At 70.2% G+C, this 15,484-nt stretch carries 16 protein-coding genes; 9 read left to right on the top strand and 7 right to left on the bottom strand.

Going from position 1 to position 15,484, the window contains the following annotated elements; translation table 11 throughout:
- Positions 1-70: 70 nt before the first annotated feature.
- Positions 71-463 carry a hypothetical protein gene (locus G3I40_RS13720; RefSeq protein ID WP_164302434.1) on the bottom strand — a complete coding sequence of 131 codons (393 nt, stop codon included), beginning with the start codon at positions 461-463 and terminating at the stop codon, positions 71-73.
- A gap of 42 nt (positions 464-505) precedes the next feature.
- Positions 506-1,120, bottom strand: coding sequence for a PASTA domain-containing protein (locus tag G3I40_RS13715; protein WP_164302433.1), 615 nt, complete (start codon positions 1,118-1,120; stop codon positions 506-508).
- Positions 1,121-1,454: 334 nt separating this feature from the next.
- Between G3I40_RS13715 and G3I40_RS13710 the strand changes: the two genes are divergently transcribed.
- The 4 genes from G3I40_RS13710 (at position 1,455) to G3I40_RS13690 (ending at position 5,800) form a co-directional block, all read left to right on the top strand.
- Positions 1,455-3,707, top strand: coding sequence for a glycoside hydrolase domain-containing protein (locus G3I40_RS13710; protein WP_164302432.1), 2,253 nt, complete (start codon positions 1,455-1,457; stop codon positions 3,705-3,707).
- Positions 3,704-4,192: a hypothetical protein gene (locus G3I40_RS13705; protein WP_164302431.1), complete on the top strand. Its 489-nt coding sequence runs from the start codon at positions 3,704-3,706 to the stop codon at positions 4,190-4,192. The genes G3I40_RS13710 and G3I40_RS13705 overlap by 4 nt, the downstream gene beginning before the upstream one ends.
- On the top strand, positions 4,189-4,959 hold the full coding sequence (locus G3I40_RS13700; RefSeq protein ID WP_164302430.1) for a hypothetical protein: 771 nt from the start codon (positions 4,189-4,191) through the stop codon (positions 4,957-4,959). Before G3I40_RS13705 ends, G3I40_RS13700 begins: the two co-directional genes overlap by 4 nt.
- A 496-nt stretch (positions 4,960-5,455) precedes the next feature.
- Positions 5,456-5,800, top strand: coding sequence for a WhiB family transcriptional regulator (locus tag G3I40_RS13690; protein WP_203644003.1), 345 nt, complete (start codon positions 5,456-5,458; stop codon positions 5,798-5,800).
- Between the two features lie 37 nt (positions 5,801-5,837).
- Here G3I40_RS13690 and G3I40_RS13685 read toward each other — a convergent pair whose 3' ends face one another.
- Positions 5,838-7,112 (bottom strand): ArsA family ATPase, encoded by a 1,275-nt coding sequence (locus tag G3I40_RS13685; protein ID WP_164302428.1) that lies wholly within the window; start codon positions 7,110-7,112, stop codon positions 5,838-5,840.
- Positions 7,113-7,124: 12 nt separating this feature from the next.
- A complete protein-coding gene (locus G3I40_RS13680; protein ID WP_164302427.1) occupies positions 7,125-8,084 on the bottom strand; it encodes an ArsA-related P-loop ATPase in 960 nt (319 codons plus the stop codon).
- Positions 8,085-8,170: 86 nt separating this feature from the next.
- Here G3I40_RS13680 and G3I40_RS13675 point away from each other — a divergent pair, with 86 nt between their 5' ends.
- The 4 genes from G3I40_RS13675 to G3I40_RS13660 all read left to right on the top strand — a co-directional run bounded on the left by G3I40_RS13675 (position 8,171) and on the right by G3I40_RS13660 (position 10,581).
- Positions 8,171-8,335, top strand: a complete 165-nt coding sequence (locus tag G3I40_RS13675; protein ID WP_073494871.1) for a DUF4177 domain-containing protein — start codon at positions 8,171-8,173, stop codon at positions 8,333-8,335.
- Entirely contained in the window at positions 8,332-8,799 is a 468-nt protein-coding gene (locus G3I40_RS13670; protein ID WP_164302426.1) for a RidA family protein, read from the top strand. Before G3I40_RS13675 ends, G3I40_RS13670 begins: the two co-directional genes overlap by 4 nt.
- A gap of 76 nt (positions 8,800-8,875) precedes the next feature.
- Positions 8,876-9,754 carry an NUDIX hydrolase gene (locus G3I40_RS13665; RefSeq protein ID WP_164302425.1) on the top strand — a complete coding sequence of 293 codons (879 nt, stop codon included), beginning with the start codon at positions 8,876-8,878 and terminating at the stop codon, positions 9,752-9,754.
- Positions 9,751-10,581, top strand: coding sequence for an MBL fold metallo-hydrolase (locus tag G3I40_RS13660; protein WP_164302424.1), 831 nt, complete (start codon positions 9,751-9,753; stop codon positions 10,579-10,581). Before G3I40_RS13665 ends, G3I40_RS13660 begins: the two co-directional genes overlap by 4 nt.
- On the opposite strand, the gene G3I40_RS13655 is transcribed toward G3I40_RS13660, so the two are convergent.
- From G3I40_RS13655 to G3I40_RS13645, 3 genes are all read right to left on the bottom strand, one after another.
- Positions 10,578-11,522, bottom strand: a complete 945-nt coding sequence (locus tag G3I40_RS13655) for a sigma factor (RefSeq protein ID WP_164302423.1) — start codon at positions 11,520-11,522, stop codon at positions 10,578-10,580. The genes G3I40_RS13660 and G3I40_RS13655 overlap by 4 nt on opposite strands.
- Positions 11,519-12,337 carry a nucleotidyltransferase domain-containing protein gene (locus G3I40_RS13650; protein ID WP_164302422.1) on the bottom strand — a complete coding sequence of 273 codons (819 nt, stop codon included), beginning with the start codon at positions 12,335-12,337 and terminating at the stop codon, positions 11,519-11,521. The genes G3I40_RS13655 and G3I40_RS13650 overlap by 4 nt, the downstream gene beginning before the upstream one ends.
- A 320-nt stretch (positions 12,338-12,657) precedes the next feature.
- Positions 12,658-13,332: a Crp/Fnr family transcriptional regulator gene (locus tag G3I40_RS13645; RefSeq protein ID WP_016642758.1), complete on the bottom strand. Its 675-nt coding sequence runs from the start codon at positions 13,330-13,332 to the stop codon at positions 12,658-12,660.
- A 995-nt stretch (positions 13,333-14,327) separates the two neighbouring features.
- Here G3I40_RS13645 and nth point away from each other — a divergent pair.
- Complete coding sequence (nth, locus tag G3I40_RS13640; RefSeq protein WP_164302457.1) at positions 14,328-15,440, top strand: endonuclease III; 1,113 nt, start codon at positions 14,328-14,330, stop codon at positions 15,438-15,440.
- The last annotated feature ends 44 nt before the right edge of the window (positions 15,441-15,484 follow it).

Here is a 15,484-nt window from a genome sequence, read left to right as displayed (position 1 = left end):
ATAGGGGTGATTGCGCACGCCCGTGAGGGCCCGTCGGCAGAGCTGACGGGCCCTCACGGGAGGCGGGGAATCAGGCGACGCCCTGGGCGTTGCTGACGACGTTGGAATTCCAGGAGATGCCGCCGCTGGGGGTGCCTTCCCAGTCCCCGAGGAAGGCATTGACGATGACCGACGTTCCGTCCGTGATGGAGAGGTTGACGTCGCGCGTCGTGCCCTTTCCGTCCCGGTTCCAGTAGTAGTAGTGGCCGTCGCCGTAGATCTCTATTCCGCCGACGGCGGAGTGGTAGTCCCCGAAGACATCAGTGACCAGCAGGTGTTCGCCGTAGGCCTTGAACGTCACCTTTGCTCCGCCGTTGTCGGAGTAGTCGGTGCAGTCCGTTCCGGCGCTGGCGGTCGACGCCATTCCCAGGGTGAGTGCCGCCGCGATCGGAACGATCATCGCTGCGCGCTTCGGAAAACGCATGCTGTTACCTCGGTCTTCTGCTGTGATGTGGTTGGTGCGGGTTCAGTCGGCCGAGCAGGCGGATCTGACCGTCACTTTCGGCATTGCTTTCGCTGAGAAAGGGGTGCCTGCGGCGGGAGTCTGTGCGCAGACTTTCCACGACCAGTGCGTTCCCTTTGCCTTGTGACCGTCCTGCTGCTCGGCGTCGACGCTTATGTGCTTCGGGTCGTACCCGAGGGCGACGAGTCGCTCGGCCGCGGTGCGCACGTCCATTCCGGTCACCGCGGGAACCTGCTCGGGAGGAATCGCGCCTCCGATGCGTGACGGGCACGTCTCGGGCCGGCGGACGACGAATATCTCCACGGCGCTCAGCTTCGGCTTGTCCCGTTCGAAACACGTCTTGAAGTTCTTGGCGCCGGCCGGGCTGATGTACCGGCCCAGGCTTGTCGCGTCACGCAGCGCAAAGCCTTTTCCCTGGTCCGCGGTCTTTTCCATCGCGGCGTCGAGGCGCATGGTGATCACGCGCGCCGAGGGCGCCGGGGCGTTCTTGTGCGCTTCGCCCTCCGTGGCGCCGCCGCATGCGCTGGTGCCGGCCACCATCGCCAACAGGCCGATCGCGAGGGCGGGGGAGTGGGAAATTCGCCGCCGAATGATTCCCGTGAACTCCGCAGGGCTCATTTTTTTACCACTCAATCAGTGAACGCTAAATCCAGCCTGGCTCTCACCTGTCCCACCTGCTGGTGAAACCTGTCGGCGCCGCAAAGAGATCATGCTCGTATTTGCATTGTCAAGACGGTGTCCCGACGACCCCGACGGGAATGCCAAATAGACGCACGAGACGGGTTGATGGTTGGGGAGACGTTCCGCATCGATCATGTCACGGTTGCGGCACACATCCGGAGAATCTTGCTCTCCAGACACGAGTATTCCGGGCCATACCGGACTTGACCTGCGGTGATTCAGGGCACAAGATCACCGGCGTCGCAATGTTCATTGGGTAACAGGAGGATTCGTGGCCGATGAAATGGTGCTGCGCGCCCAACAATTCGTAAACACGACTTACGGAAATGGTGCGACGCTCGGCATATCCAAGCTGGAAGAGAACGGCCAGACCAGCTGGACCGTGATGTACGCCCTCACCAGGGCGCTCCAGTACGAAATGGGAATCACCGCCCTCTCGGACAGCTTCGGGCCCACCACCCTCGCCACCATCGGTGAGAAGTACGGCAAGCTGGACGAGACGACCGTGCCGTCCGCCAACTTCTGCCGCATCCTCCAGTCCGCCCTTTACTGCAAGGGGTACGACGGCGGGGACATCGACGGCAAGTACAACGACCGGGTCAAGGCCGCAGTGGCCAAGCTGCACCAGGACATGGGCGTGGGCAGTACCTATCCCGGATCCGCGCTATGGCCGAAGACGGCCAAGGGTCTGTTCAACATGGACGCCTACGTCACCGTCAGCAATGGATCCGGCACCATTCGGTCGGTCCAGCAGTGGTTGAACGGCAAGTACGTCCTGCGCAAGGACTATTACGTCATCCCGTGTGACGGCCACCATTCGCGGGACGTCGCCAAGTCGATGCTGTTCGCCATCCAGTACGAGCTCGGCATGGCCGACGGCGTCGCGAACGGGGTTTTCGGTCCGGGGACGAAGTCGGGCCTGAAGGATCACACGGTGGCCTCGGGTTCCACCGGGGTGTGGGTGCAGCTGTTCTCCGCCGGGATGGTGCTCAACCAGCGTCCGGTTTCCTTCACTTCCACTTTCAGTTCGGCCCTGTCCGGTGCCACCAGCGACTTCCAGAGTTTCGTGAAGCTGCCCGTCACCGGCAAGGGAGACTTCTCGACCTGGGCGTCACTGCTCGTTTCCTACGGCGACCAGGACCGCAGCGGGCAGGCCTGCGACGGCGTCACCAAGATCACCACTGCCCGGGCGCAGGCACTGAAGGCCGCCGGGATCACTTATGTGGGGCGCTACCTCACCAACCCGATTCCGAATGACACCCAGCTGCCGGAAAAGGCCATCCAGCCGGGCGAGTTGAAGACGATCGCCGACAACGGGCTGCGCTGCTTCCCGATCTACCAGACGTTCGGCCGCGACGCGACGGGCTTCAACTACGCCGCCGGCCGCGCCGCGGGGGCCGCGGCCGTGAACGCGGCGCTCGACCACGGCTTCAGATCCGGCACCCGGATCTTCTTCGCCGTCGACTTCGACGCGCTCGACTACCAGGTCACCGACAGCGTGCTGCCGCACTTCAAGGGCATCCAGGACGCGCTCGGCGATGACGGCGGGCGCTTCGAGATCGGCGTCTACGGGCCGCGCAACGTGTGCATGCGCGTGTCCGAAGCCGGCCATTCCACGGCCTCGTTCGTCTCCGACATGTCCTCGGGTTTCTCCGGCAACTTCGGCTACCCGCTTCCCGCCGACTGGGCGTACGACCAGGTCGTCACGCGGTCGATCGGCTCCGGTACCGGCGCCATCGAGATCGACGTCGACGTCGCCTCCGGCCGCGACACGGGCCAGGGCTCGTTCGACGCGCCGCGCACCGCGGGCCCGGACGTCCGGTACGACGGCGGCTACCTCACGGCCCTCCACGACGACCTCGGCAAGTACATGAGGTCCATCGGCTTCGCCGACGACGGCGGTACGGGTGCGGACGCACGGCTGTTCACGCACACCGAGTGCTTCGAGACCATCATGGCCAACGACCAGCAGACGACCCAGCTGTCGAACGCGTACGACATGCGCAAGGCGCTGATCCAGACGTCCGCGTACTGGGAGATGCGGCACTACGACCTCATCGACCAGGGCGTCGACCACCAGGTCGCCTCCTACCACCTCAACGGGATCGGGATCGTCAAGGACTCCTCGACGGGCATCGCCCAGATCAGCGGCGACGTGGGGATCCGGGCGTGGAACCACTGCATCGACAAGGGGTTCGTCACGGGCAAGGTCCTCGACCCCACGAAGGACGCCGACATCTGGGAGCGCTGGCAGCAGCTGAACGGTGACAACGCCTTCAGCATGCGCACCGTGCCCCTCGTCCACCTGTGGGGAGTCGACGGCAAGCCCGGAGGGGGCAACCCGCCCGGCGGCGAGACCACGTTGCGGTCGATGCGCCTCGACTACACCGAGAACGAGATCTTCCAGATCCTGCGCCGCTACCAGGGATGGGGCGACCAGGCCGAGGCCGACGCCGGCAAGCGCATGGCGATCTACCAGATCTTCGAGAAGTACAACAGCATCATGCGGCAACTCGCGGGATGACGGCCCTGACCACGGCGTCGCAGTACCCGGCGGCCCTGCCGCTCGGCCTGTGCGTGCTCGTCGGAGCCCTGGCCGCCTTCGGCCTGGCCGGCTTCGGGTTCAGCACGCTGTCCGCCGAGCGGCGGACGGAGGGCCCGGCCGCACTCGCCCGGGGCGCGGCTGCCTTGAGCGCGGCCGCGGCCGCGGCCCTGTACGTGTGGGGCGCCGTACACCTGTTCCTCGACGAGACCGGCACGGCGCAGGCCTGCCGGAGTGCGGGCGGCGCCGGGCAGTTCGGCGCCGTCGACCGCTACGGCGTCTCCTACCTGCCGCCGTCACTGCAGTGCCACCTCACCGGCGGCGGTTCCTACGAGGCGGCCGTGCCCGGATACGTGACACCCGCCCTCACCGGGCTCGCCGTCGTCGCCGTCACGCTGACGGCCCTCGCCGTCCTCGAATCCGCTCGCTCTGCCCGCCGTCCCGCAAACAAGGAGAAGAAGCTGTGACCTCGTCCCCTGTGTCGCGCCGCACCGTCCTGACCCGCGCAGTGGTCATCGCCGCGGCCACGGCCGCGGTCTCGCTGCCCGGTGCGCGCTTCCTGGCCGCCCCGGCCGCCGCCGCCGACCGCGATCCCTTCTCGGACGAGATCCGAAGAGCCGTCGAGCGGGCCAAGGCGCGCAACAAGCGCGTGCTGGCCGACGTGCGCTCGGCGAACGGATGGGAGACCGAGACGGTCGTCGACAAGGACGGCACGATCTTCACCCGGCCGGTGCCCGGAGTTCCGCTCACCGGTGTCCAGGTGCGCCTGGGCGAGCCGGAGACCGTCCTCGTCTACGTCGTGCAGCGCTTCCACTACGAGATCGACGAACTGCGCAAGGGCGACGTCGTCGGCTGGCGGGCCCCGGACGCGGTGCGTGCCCGCCGCCCGGAGTCCAACCAGGCGTCCGGTACGGCGGTGCAGATCCGCCCGAACTTCTACCCGGCGGGCACGCGGGGCGGGTTGTTCCCCCAGCAGCTCGTCGTCGTGCGCGACATCCTCGCCGAGTTGAACGGCGTCGTGCGCTGGGGCGGCGACGACCGTTCGCCGGACGAGTCGCTGTTCTACGTCGCCGTCGCACCCGACGACCCCCGGCTGACGAAGGCGGCCGACAAGGTGCGTGCGTGGCGCGCCACTCCGGGACAGGGTCCCGGCGCGGCCGTCGACGTCCTGGCGCCGGCGCGGCGCAAGACGGCGCAGGCGCTCGAGCGTCGCCAGAAGCGCACCGCCGCGTGACCTTTCGCCCCGGTGGTCCGCGGGCCACCGGGGCGGCCACGCCCCGCGCCGCGGCCGACGTTCTCATTCTCCGGACAGGCGTATATGCCTTGGCCTAAGCTGCACTCAACTGTCACAGCAGTGCGGTCTCGTATCAAGACGTGGGACGAACCCGAAACGTTCCCGGCACGTCTTCCGTGTCTCTTGTAGTCATTCCCGGACCCTCCCGCGGGCCTCCCGCGCAAGGCCCGAAGGGTGTCCGAATCCGCCTCGTGTGTCATCCGGCGTCCGATGTGGCGCAAGTGAACTGTCCTGGTTTGCCGGGGTTATTGCGTATGTCCCCCGGTCACTCCGTCGGGTGATCTGCCGCTCACGCATAGTCCGTTCGGGCCATTCAAGATTGGGCCCGAAGGGGGTGTTGCGCTGTGCCCACCTTCCGTAACGTCCTCAACTGGCAGGGGTGAATATGCCGCTGCCGCCGTGGGGGAGCCTCGATTCGGGAGAGGACGGCGCCGGTATGGGCTGGGTAGTCGACTGGAGTGCGCAGGCGGCCTGCCGCACTACCGATCCGGATGAACTGTTCGTTCAAGGAGCAGCGCAGAACCGGGCGAAGGCGGTGTGCACGGGATGTCCCGTGCGGACCGAGTGCCTGGCGGACGCGCTGGACAATCGCGTCGAGTTCGGCGTGTGGGGTGGCATGACGGAGCGGGAGCGCCGCGCACTGCTGCGCAGGCGTCCGACCGTCACCTCGTGGCGCCATCTCCTTGAGACGGCACGGACGGAGTACGAGCGCGGAGCGGGCCTGTTGCCCGCGGAGTTGGACGACGACGAGACGTACGAGAGGTACGCGGCCGTCGGGTAGCCGACCTCCGCGGTACCTGCCGAGAAGTACGTACGGCTCATGAAGCTCCGGCCGGAGTGCCACCGGCCGCGAGCCGTTCCCCGATGTCCCTGAGGCCTGACAGGTCGTGGACGTCACCGGGCAGCGCCGCGACCTCGGTCACGGCGACCTCGGGATGCAGCGCGGTGAAGCGGTCACGCGTGTGCTGTTCGCGCGCGACCACGTGCATGCGCTCCGCGTGCAGGCGCAGCAGTCCGGCGGTCAGTTCCTCGACGGTGGGCTCGGACGGTGTCTGCGCCGTGGCGGGGGAGCCGGACGCGGGAGACGGCGCGGGATCTGTCGCGGGGTCGGTACGCACCTGTTCCTTCCCGTCCGCCTGATCCACAATGCGATGCTCGTCAAGATTTTCCGCGGCGGCGAGCGCCCGCTCCGCGGAGAGCCGCTCGGCGCCGCTGCCGTGCACCCGGTTCAGTACGAGACCGGCCAGCGGCATCCGCTCCGCGGCCAGCCGCTCCACGAAGTACGCGGCCTCGCGCAGCGCGTCCCGCTCGGGCGCGGCCACGACGAGGAACGCGGTGCCGGGCGCCTGCAGCAGCTTGTACGTGGCGTCCGCGCGGGTGCGGAAGCCGCCGAACATGGTGTCCATCGCGGCCACGAACGTCTGGACGTCGCGCAGGAGTTGACCGCCGAGCAGCTTGCCGAGCGCGCCGGTCATCATCGACATCCCGGCGTTCAGGAACTTCATGCCGGCCCGGCCGCCGACCTTCGCGGGTGCCATCAGGACGCGGATGAGCTTGCCGTCGAGGAAGGACCCGAGCCGCTTGGGCGCGTCCAGGAAGTCGAGCGCCGAGCGCGACGGCGGGGTGTCCACGACGATCAGGTCCCACTCGTCACGGGCCCGCAGCTGGCCCAGCTTCTCCATCGCCATGTACTCCTGCGTGCCCGCGAAGCCCGCCGAGAGCGACTGGTAGAAGGGGTTGGACAGGATCGCCCTGGCGCGCTCCTCGTCCGCGTGCGCCTCGACGATCTCGTCGAAGGTCCGCTTCATGTCGAGCATCATGGCGTGCAGTTCCCCGCCGCCGGCCGGGTCGATGTCCTTCACCCGGCGCGGGGTGTTGTCGAGCGAGTCGATGCCCATGGACTGGGCGAGGCGGCGGGCCGGGTCGATGGTGAGCACGACGACCTTGCGGCCGCGCTCGGCGGCGCGCAGCCCGAGCGCCGCGGCGGTGGTGGTCTTGCCGACGCCGCCACTGCCGCAGCACACCACGATGCGGGTGTCCGGGTCGTCGAGCAGCGGGTCGATGTCGAGCGTGCCCTCAGGATCCAGCGTCATCGGAGCGGTCCCCTAAATCCCTTGCTGTCGCAGTTCCCTGGCGAGCCGGTACAGGCCCGACAGGTCCAACCCCGAGGTGAGCAGCGGCAGTTCGTGCAGCGGCAGCTCCGCCTCGGTGAGCAGCTCGCGCTGGGTGCGCTCCAGGGCGTACCGCTCCGCGTACTCCCCGGCCTGTGCCAGCAGCGGCCCGACGAGCTTCTTGGCGCCGCCGAGCCCGGACGCGGTCAGTGCCTCGGCGACCGCGGGGCGCACGCCGCTGTCCCCGGCCAGGGCCAGTGCGGGTTCCCCGAGGAGCGCGGGCCGCACCATGTTCACCATGATCCGTCCCACGGGAAGCTGTGCGGCGCGCAGTTCGCTGACCCCGTCGAGGGTCTCCTGCACGGGCATCTCCTCCAGCAGGGTCACCAAGTGCACCGCTGTCTCACGGGACTTGAGGACGCGCATGACGGCCTGTGCCTGGTTGTGTATGGGCCCGATCTTGGCGAGCCCGGCGACCTCGTCGTTCACGTTCAGGAAGCGCGTGATCCGCCCGGTCGGCGGCGCGTCCATGACCACGTAGTCGTACGCGTAGCGCCCCTGCTTGTCCTTGCGCCGGACCGCCTCGCACGCCTTGCCCGTCAGGAGGACGTCCCGCAGGCCCGGCGCGATGGTGGTCGCGAAGTCGATCGCGCCCAGCTTCTTCAGGGCGCGGCCCGCGCCGCCCAGCTTGTAGAACATCTGGAGGTAGTCGAGCAGCGCCAGTTCGGGGTCGATGGCGAGCGCGTACACCTCCCCGCCGCCGCTGGCGACGGCGATCTTCCGCTCCTCGTAGGGGAGCGATTCCGTCTCGAAGAGCTGCGCGATGCCTTGTCTGCCCTCCACCTCCACGAGGAGAGTGCGTTTGCCCTCGGTCGCGAGGGCGAGCGCGAGTGCGGCGGCGACCGTGGTCTTTCCGGTACCGCCCTTGCCACTGACGACCTGGAGCCTGCTCACGTATTCGAGCCTAACCAAGGAGCGGCCCGATCACGCCAGGAGCCTGCGGAACGACGCACCCCGGTCCGGCGGCTACAGTCGGCTCCATGGCAAAGAAGTGGGAATACGCGACCGTGCCGCTCCTCGTGCACGCGACGAAGCAGATCCTTGACACCTGGGGTGAGGACGGCTGGGAGCTGGTCCAGGTCGTGCCGGGGCCGAACAATCCGGAGCAGCTCGTCGCGTACCTGAAGCGCGAGAAGCAGGCATGAGCGCGGTAGAGGACAAGCTGGCGTCGATGGGCCTGGAGCTGCCGCCCGTCGTCCCGCCGGTCGCCGCGTACCAGCCCGCCGTGCAGTCCGGGGTGTACGTGTACACGGCGGGGCAGCTGCCGATGGTCGACGGCGTACTGACGCTGACCGGCAAGGTCGGCGACGAGGTCGAGCCGGAGCAGGCCAAGGACCTGGCCCGCACCTGCGCGCTGAACGCGCTGGCCGCGGTCAAGTCCGTCGCCGGTGACCTGGACCGCATCGCGCGCGTCGTGAAGGTCGTCGGGTTCGTCGCCTCCGCCACCGACTTCACCGGGCAGCCCGCGGTGATCAACGGCGCGAGCGAGCTGCTCGGCGAGGTGCTCGGCGACAAGGGCGTGCACGCCCGCAGCGCCGTCGGCGTCGCGGTGCTGCCGCTGGACGCGCCGGTCGAGGTCGAGATCCAGGTCGAGCTCACCGAGGCGTAGGGCGGCGTATTGCCGCCGTGTTTCCGGTGTCGGGCGGGCTCTCGAACATCCGCCCGGCACCGGATAGCCTCCGGCCATGGCAAACGGGCAGTGGTATCCCCCCGAGTGGCCGGACCGCATCCGCGCCCTCGCCGACGGCACGCTCACGCCCACGACGCCCCGGCGCGCCGCGACCGTGATGCTCCTGCGGGACGCGGCCGACGCCGGCGGCATCGAGGTGCACATGCTCCGCAGGCGTACGTCGATGGCCTTCGCGGCCGGGGCGTACGCGTATCCGGGCGGCGGCGTCGACCCCCGTGACGACGACCGGCAGGTCCGCTGGGCCGGGCCCTCGCGCCGGGAGTGGGCGCTGCGTCTCGGCGTGCCCGAGCGGGACGCCCAGGCGATCGTCTGTGCCGCGGTGCGCGAGACCTTCGAGGAGGCCGGCGTGCTGCTCGCGGGCCCCACCCCGGACACCGTCGTCGACGACACCACCGGCGCCGACTGGACCGCCGACCGGCAGGCCCTGATCGACCGGGACGTGTCCTTCGCCGAGTTCCTTCAGCGCCGCGGGCTCGTGCTGCGCTCCGATCTGCTCGGCGCCTGGGCCCGCTGGATCACCCCGGAGTTCGAACCGCGCCGCTACGACACCTGGTTCTTCGTGGCCGCGCTCCCGCCCGGCCAGCGCACCAGCGACGACTCCTCCGAGGCCGACCGCACCGTGTGGATCGGCCCGCAGCAGGCCGCGGCGGCGTACGACCGCGGCGAGCTGTCGATGATGCCGCCGACGATCGCGACGCTGCGCACCCTCGCGGCGCACGGCTCGGCGGCCGGCGCACTGGCCGGTGCCGCCGCGTGCGACCTCACCCCCGTACTGGCCCGCGCGCGCCTGGAAGAAGGCGAGCTGGTGCTGTCCTGGCCGGGGCACGACGAATTCACCAAGCACATCCCGACCCCCGGGGGAAGCACGTCATGACCGAAGCAGCAGCCCTGCCCGGGCAGCCGCGGGGCGGGGTGCTGTCCGGCCCCGCCACCGCCCGCGCCGTCAACGTCCTCGCGCCGAACGCGTCCGCGATGACCCTCGACGGCACCAACACCTGGATCGTCGCCGAGCCGGACAGCGAACTCGCCGTCGTCATCGACCCGGGCCCGCTCGACGACGCCCACCTGACGCAGGTGATCACCACCGCCGAGAAGGCGGGCAGGCGCATCGCCCTGACCCTCCTCACGCACGGCCACCCCGACCACGCCGCGGGGGCGGGCAGGTTCGCCGAGCTCACCGGCACGAAGGTGCGGGCGCTCGACCCGGCGCTGCGGCTCGGCGACGAGGGCCTGGCGGCCGGAGACGTGGTGCGCACCGGCGGGCTCGAACTGCGGGTCGTCCCCACCCCCGGCCACACCGCCGACTCGCTCTGCTTCCATCTCCCCGCCGATCATGCCGTGTTGACCGGCGACACGATCCTGGGGCGCGGCACCACCGTGGTTGCCCACCCCGACGGCCGCCTCGGCGACTACCTCGACTCGCTGCGCCGCCTGCGGTCCCTGACCGTCGACGACGGGGTGCACACGGTGCTGCCCGGCCACGGCCCCGTGCTGCAGGACGCGCAAGGAGCGGTCGAGTTCTACCTCGCGCACCGCGCGAACCGCCTCGCCCAGGTGGAGACCGCCGTGGAGAGCGGCTACGCGACGTCGGGCGAGGTCGTGGCGCACGTGTACGCCGATGTTGACCGCTCCCTGTGGCCGGCGGCCGAGCTGTCCGTCCTGGCCCAGCTCGACTACCTGCGCGAACACGGGCTGATCTAACGCTCCCGGGGCCAGCTGACGCCCATGGCGGCCAGCCGCGGCGGGTCGGCGATGATGTCGACCCCGACGACCTTGCCGTCCCGGAACGTGAGGGCGAGGACCGTGACGACCTGGCCGCGCGGCACCTGCACGATGCCCATGCCGTCGCCCACGAACGCCGGGTACGCCGTCGGCACCAGCTGTCCGAACAGCGCCGCCTGCTGCGCCACCTCCAGGGCGCCGCGCACCAGCTTGGACGCCGTGCCGGGGCCCGCGTCGACCCGGAGCAGCACCTCGGGGTCGAGGAGGGCGAGCAGCGCCTCGAAGTCGCCGGCGCGGGTGGCGGCGAGCCAGGCGTCGACCACCTCGCGCTGGCGGGCCAGGTCGGTCGCGGGCGGCACGGTGGCGCCCTGCACCCGGCGCCGGGCCCGGCTCGCCAGCTGCCGGGTCGCCGCCGGGGTGCGCTCCACGATCGGCGCGAGCTCCTCGAAGGGCACCGCGAACATGTCGTGCAGTACGAACGCGAGCCGCTTGGCGGGCGCCAGCGTGTCGAGCACGACGAGCAGCGCGAGCCCCACGGAATCGGCGAGTTCGGCCTCGTACAGCGGGTCGGCGGGGCGCACCACCGGGTCGGGGACGTGGGTCTCGGCGGACCCCGGGTCGAGCGGGTCCTCGCGGCGGGACGCCCGCGTGCGGAGCATGTCCAGGCAGATCCGCCCGACGACGGTCGTCAGCCAGCCGCTCAGGTTCCGCACGTCGGCGAGGTCGTCTCCTGCGTCCCCTGCCACCGCGCCTTCGAGGAGCTGCGCCTCCTGCTTCCTCTGCAGCCGCAGCCAGCTCTCCTGGACGGCGTCCTCCGCCTCGGTCAGCGAGCCGAGCATCCGGTACGCCACGGACCGCAGCCGCCCGCGCTCCGCCTCGAAGCGGGTCGCCAGGTCGGAACCGGGGTCGGACTGCGTCATGCCGGGTTCTCCTCTCGGGAGTTCTTGATGCCGTGCACGCGCGCGTACTCGCCCGCCAGCCACGGCCCGATGTCCTGTGTGTACGTATGCAGCGCGGCCAGGTCCCCGGTCGGCTCGTACCCGGCCGTGGCCGCCGCGCGCATCGGCCCGGCCCAGTGCGCGTAGTACGAGCCGAAGACCTCGGCCATCTCGTGCAGGTCGCTGGTCCATCCGTTCCACCGCGGCATGACGAGCGTGAAGCCGGTGCGCACGAGATGCCGGGCCATGAACCGCTGGATGCGGGGGCGCTCCTCGACGGCGGCCGCTGCGATCCGCTCGCGCCAGCGCGGCAGCAACAGCGCGAGGTCGCCGTTCGTCTCGCGGGCGAGCAGTGACGTGGGCCGGTAGCGGGGCAGGTCCTCGGCCAGGTCGGCGCCGAGCAGCGGCGTGCACAGGCAGGAGACGAACCAGCCCAGGTCGTACGTCTCGGCCGCGCTCAGCAGCCGGGCGCGGCTGTACAGGAGCGTGCCCGCGCCGTCGATCTGCGCGAACTCCTTGTCCAGCGCCGCTTCGAGCGTCCGCGCGTCGGCCCGGTCGGCCTCGGTGGGCTCGGCGCGCAGGGCGAGCAGCAGGTCGAGGTCGGAGCGGCCGGGGCGGGCGGTGCCGCGCGGCACGGAGCCGTACAGGTACGCGCCTTCCATGCGCGCCCCGAAGACGTCGAGCAGCCGGTCGCGGGCCGCGGCGACGACGGGGCGGAACGGTTCCTGCACGCGGGCCAAGGAGCCCTCGCGCGCGATGTATCCCTGGGGGTCGAGCCCACGGGTGGGGTTGCTCATGGGGCAACTGTGCAGGGAAGCACCGCACGGGGCACGGCATTTCCGTACGGCTGCGCTTCTGAGCGGCTGCCGGTCCGTGGGGCTGCCCTTCCGTGTGCATGGGTTTCCGTGTGCATGCACTTCCGTACGTCCGCGGCTCTGTACGTCTGCGGCTTCGTACGGCTGCAGTTCTGTACGTCTGCGGTTCCGTGCGCATGCGCTTCCGTACGTCCGCGGTTCCGTGCCCCTGCGGTTCCGCACGTATGCAGTTCCGTACGGATACGCGGACGGGCCCCGCCACGAGGTGTGGCGGGGCCCGTCTGCGTCACTGCCTGCGGTGCTCAGCGCGAACGCTTGGCGAGGCGCTCCACGTCCAGCAGGATCACGGCGCGGGCCTCCAGGCGGAGCCAGCCGCGGCCCGCGAAGTCCGCGAGCGCCTTGTTCACCGTCTCGCGGGAGGCGCCGACCAACTGGGCCAGCTCTTCCTGCGTGAGGTCGTGCACGACGTGGATGCCCTCCTCGGACTGCACGCCGAAGCGGCGCGACAGGTCGAGCAGCGCGCGGGCCACGCGGCCCGGCACGTCGGAGAAGACCAGGTCGGACATCTGGTCGTTCGTCTTGCGCAGGCGCCGGGCGACGGCGCGCAGCAGGGCGGCGGCCACCTCCGGCCGTGCGTTCAGCCAGGGCTGGAGGTCGCCGTGGCCGAGGCCGAGCAGCTTCACCTCGGTCAGCGCGCTGGCGGTGGCGGTCCGCGGACCGGGGTCGAAGAGCGACAGCTCTCCGATGAGCTCACCCGGGCCGAGCACGGCCAGCATGTTCTCCCGGCCGTCGGGGGATGTGCGGTGGAGCTTCACCTTGCCCTCGGTGACCACGTACAGGCGGTCACCGGGATCGCCCTCGTGGAACAGGGCATCGCCCCGTGCGAGGGTCACCTCACTCATGGAGGCGCGGAGCTCCGCGGCCTGCTCGTCATCGAGCGCCGCGAAGAGCGGGGCGCGCCGCAGAACGTCGTCCACGAGTTTCTCTCCTATGTCGCCTGCACCGTGGGGGACGGATGCTTCCCGCCGCCCATTTTGCCGGACGGTCCAAACAGTGTGATCAGTCACTCAGGCACAAGTCTGCCGCACCTGCGTCACAACCCGAGGGGGAGGGGGCCAATCGGGGGCCGATCCGAAGGCTCCGGGGCGGATGTCAGTGCCGGGCTCTAGGCTGGCCGGGTGTCCAAAAAGCCGGTGACAGCGCAGGCAGAGGGGGCGGGGACGGTGTCGGCCAAGGAAGATTCCGCTGTGGGCGAACAGGGTCGCAGCACCCCCGCTTCGGCCCACCGACCCCGGCCCGAGACCTTGCCCGACCAGGGAGAGACCGCTCCACTCCGGCCCGCGAAGAAGGTCGCCGCGGGGAGGTTCGCGGGGACGCTTCCGGCGGCGTCGTTGCCGGCGGCGGGGAGGCCCGCGGAGACGAGGCCGGCGGTCGGGAAGTCCGTGGGGACGAGGCCCGCGGCGGGGAGGCCGGCGGTCGGGAGGTTCTCGGGCACGAGGCCGGCGGTCGGGAAGTCTGCGGTGAGGCGGCCCGTTGCGGGGGAAGTCGCAGTGCAGAGGGCGGCGGCGGAGCAGCCCGGGGCGGAGAACTCTGTGGTGGATCGGGCCACGGTGAAGAAGTCTGTGGCGGAGCAGTCCGCGGTGAAGAGGACCCCATGAAGAAGCCCGTGGCGAAGCAGGCCACCGTGGAGAGGTCAGCGGTGAAGAGGACCCCCATGAAGCAGCCCGCGGCGGAGAAGAAAGCTGCGTCGAAGCAGACCCCCGTGAAGCAGTCCGCGTCGAAGCCGCCCGCCGGGGAACGGCAGTCTTCTACGGAGGAGCCTGCTGTGAAGAAGTCCGTGGCGAAGAGGCCGGCTGCGAAGCGGCCCGCCGCGGGGAAGTCCGCGGCGAAGTCCGCCGGAGGGGAATCCGCCGTGGGGAAGTCCGCAGCGAAGAAGCAGACCGCGTCGAAGCAGGCTCCCGTGAAGCAGTCCGTGTCGAAGCCGCCCGCCGGGGAGCAGCAGCTTTCTACGGAGGAGCCTGCCGGGAAGAAGCCTGCGGCGAAGAAGTCGGCCGCGAAGACGTCCGCGGCGAAGAAGCCCGCTGCGAAGTCTGCTGCGGCGAAATCCGCCGTGGGGAAGACCGCAGCGAAGAAGCAGACCGCGTCGAAGCAGACCCCCGTGAAGCAGACCGTGGCAAAGCCTGCCGTGGCAAAGCCTGCCGCGGCGAAATCCGGAGCAGCGAAGTCCGCGGCGAAGCAGCCCGCCAGAGAACAGCAGCCCGCCGCGAAGAAGCCCACCGCGAAGAAGCCGGCCGCGGCCAAGAGCGAGTCGCATGCCGCGCTCGTGCGGCGGGCGCGCAAGATCGACCGGGAGTTGGCGGAGGCGTACCCGTACGCGCACCCGGAGTTGGACTTCCAGAACGCGTTCCAGCTGGTGGTGGCCACGGTGATGTCCGCCCAGACCACCGACCTGCGGGTCAATCAGACGACCCCGGCCCTGTTCGCCAAGTACCCGACGCCGGAGGACCTCGCCGCGGCCAACCCGGAGGAGGTCGAGGAGCTGATCCGGCCGACCGGCTTCTTCCGCGCCAAGACGAAGTCGATCATGGGCTTGGCCAAGGCGCTGAGCGAGGACTTCGGGGGCGAGGTGCCCGGGCGGCTGGAGGACCTGGTCAAGCTGCCCGGCGTGGGGCGCAAGACCGCGTTCGTCGTCCTGGGCAATGCGTTCGGCAGGCCGGGAATCACTGTGGACACCCACTTCGGGCGCCTCGTGCGCCGGTGGAAGTGGACGCAGGAGACCGACCCCGACAAGGTCGAGAAGGCGATCGGCGAGCTGTTCCCGAAGAGTGACTGGACGATGCTCAGCCACCACGTGATCTTCCACGGCCGCCGCATCTGCCACGCCCGCAAACCGGCCTGCGGCGCCTGCCCCATCGCCCCGCTCTGCCCGGCGTACGGCGAGGGGGAGACGGACCCGGAGAAGGCGAAGAAGCTGCTCAAGTACGAGAAGGGCGGCTTCCCGGGCCAGCGCCTCAACCCGCCGCAGTCGTACCTGGACGCGGGCGGCATCCCCGCCCCGCCGCTGGGCGGCGGCACGTCCGGGTGAAGCGAGCCCGGTGACGGAACGAAACGGGGACGGTCAGGCGTTGG

Source organism: Streptomyces sp. SID14478, assembly GCF_010548525.1.
GTDB lineage: Bacteria > Actinomycetota > Actinomycetes > Streptomycetales > Streptomycetaceae > Streptomyces.
Note: the sequence above shows the minus strand (reverse complement) of the source record. Positions and strands in the feature narration are given on the sequence as shown.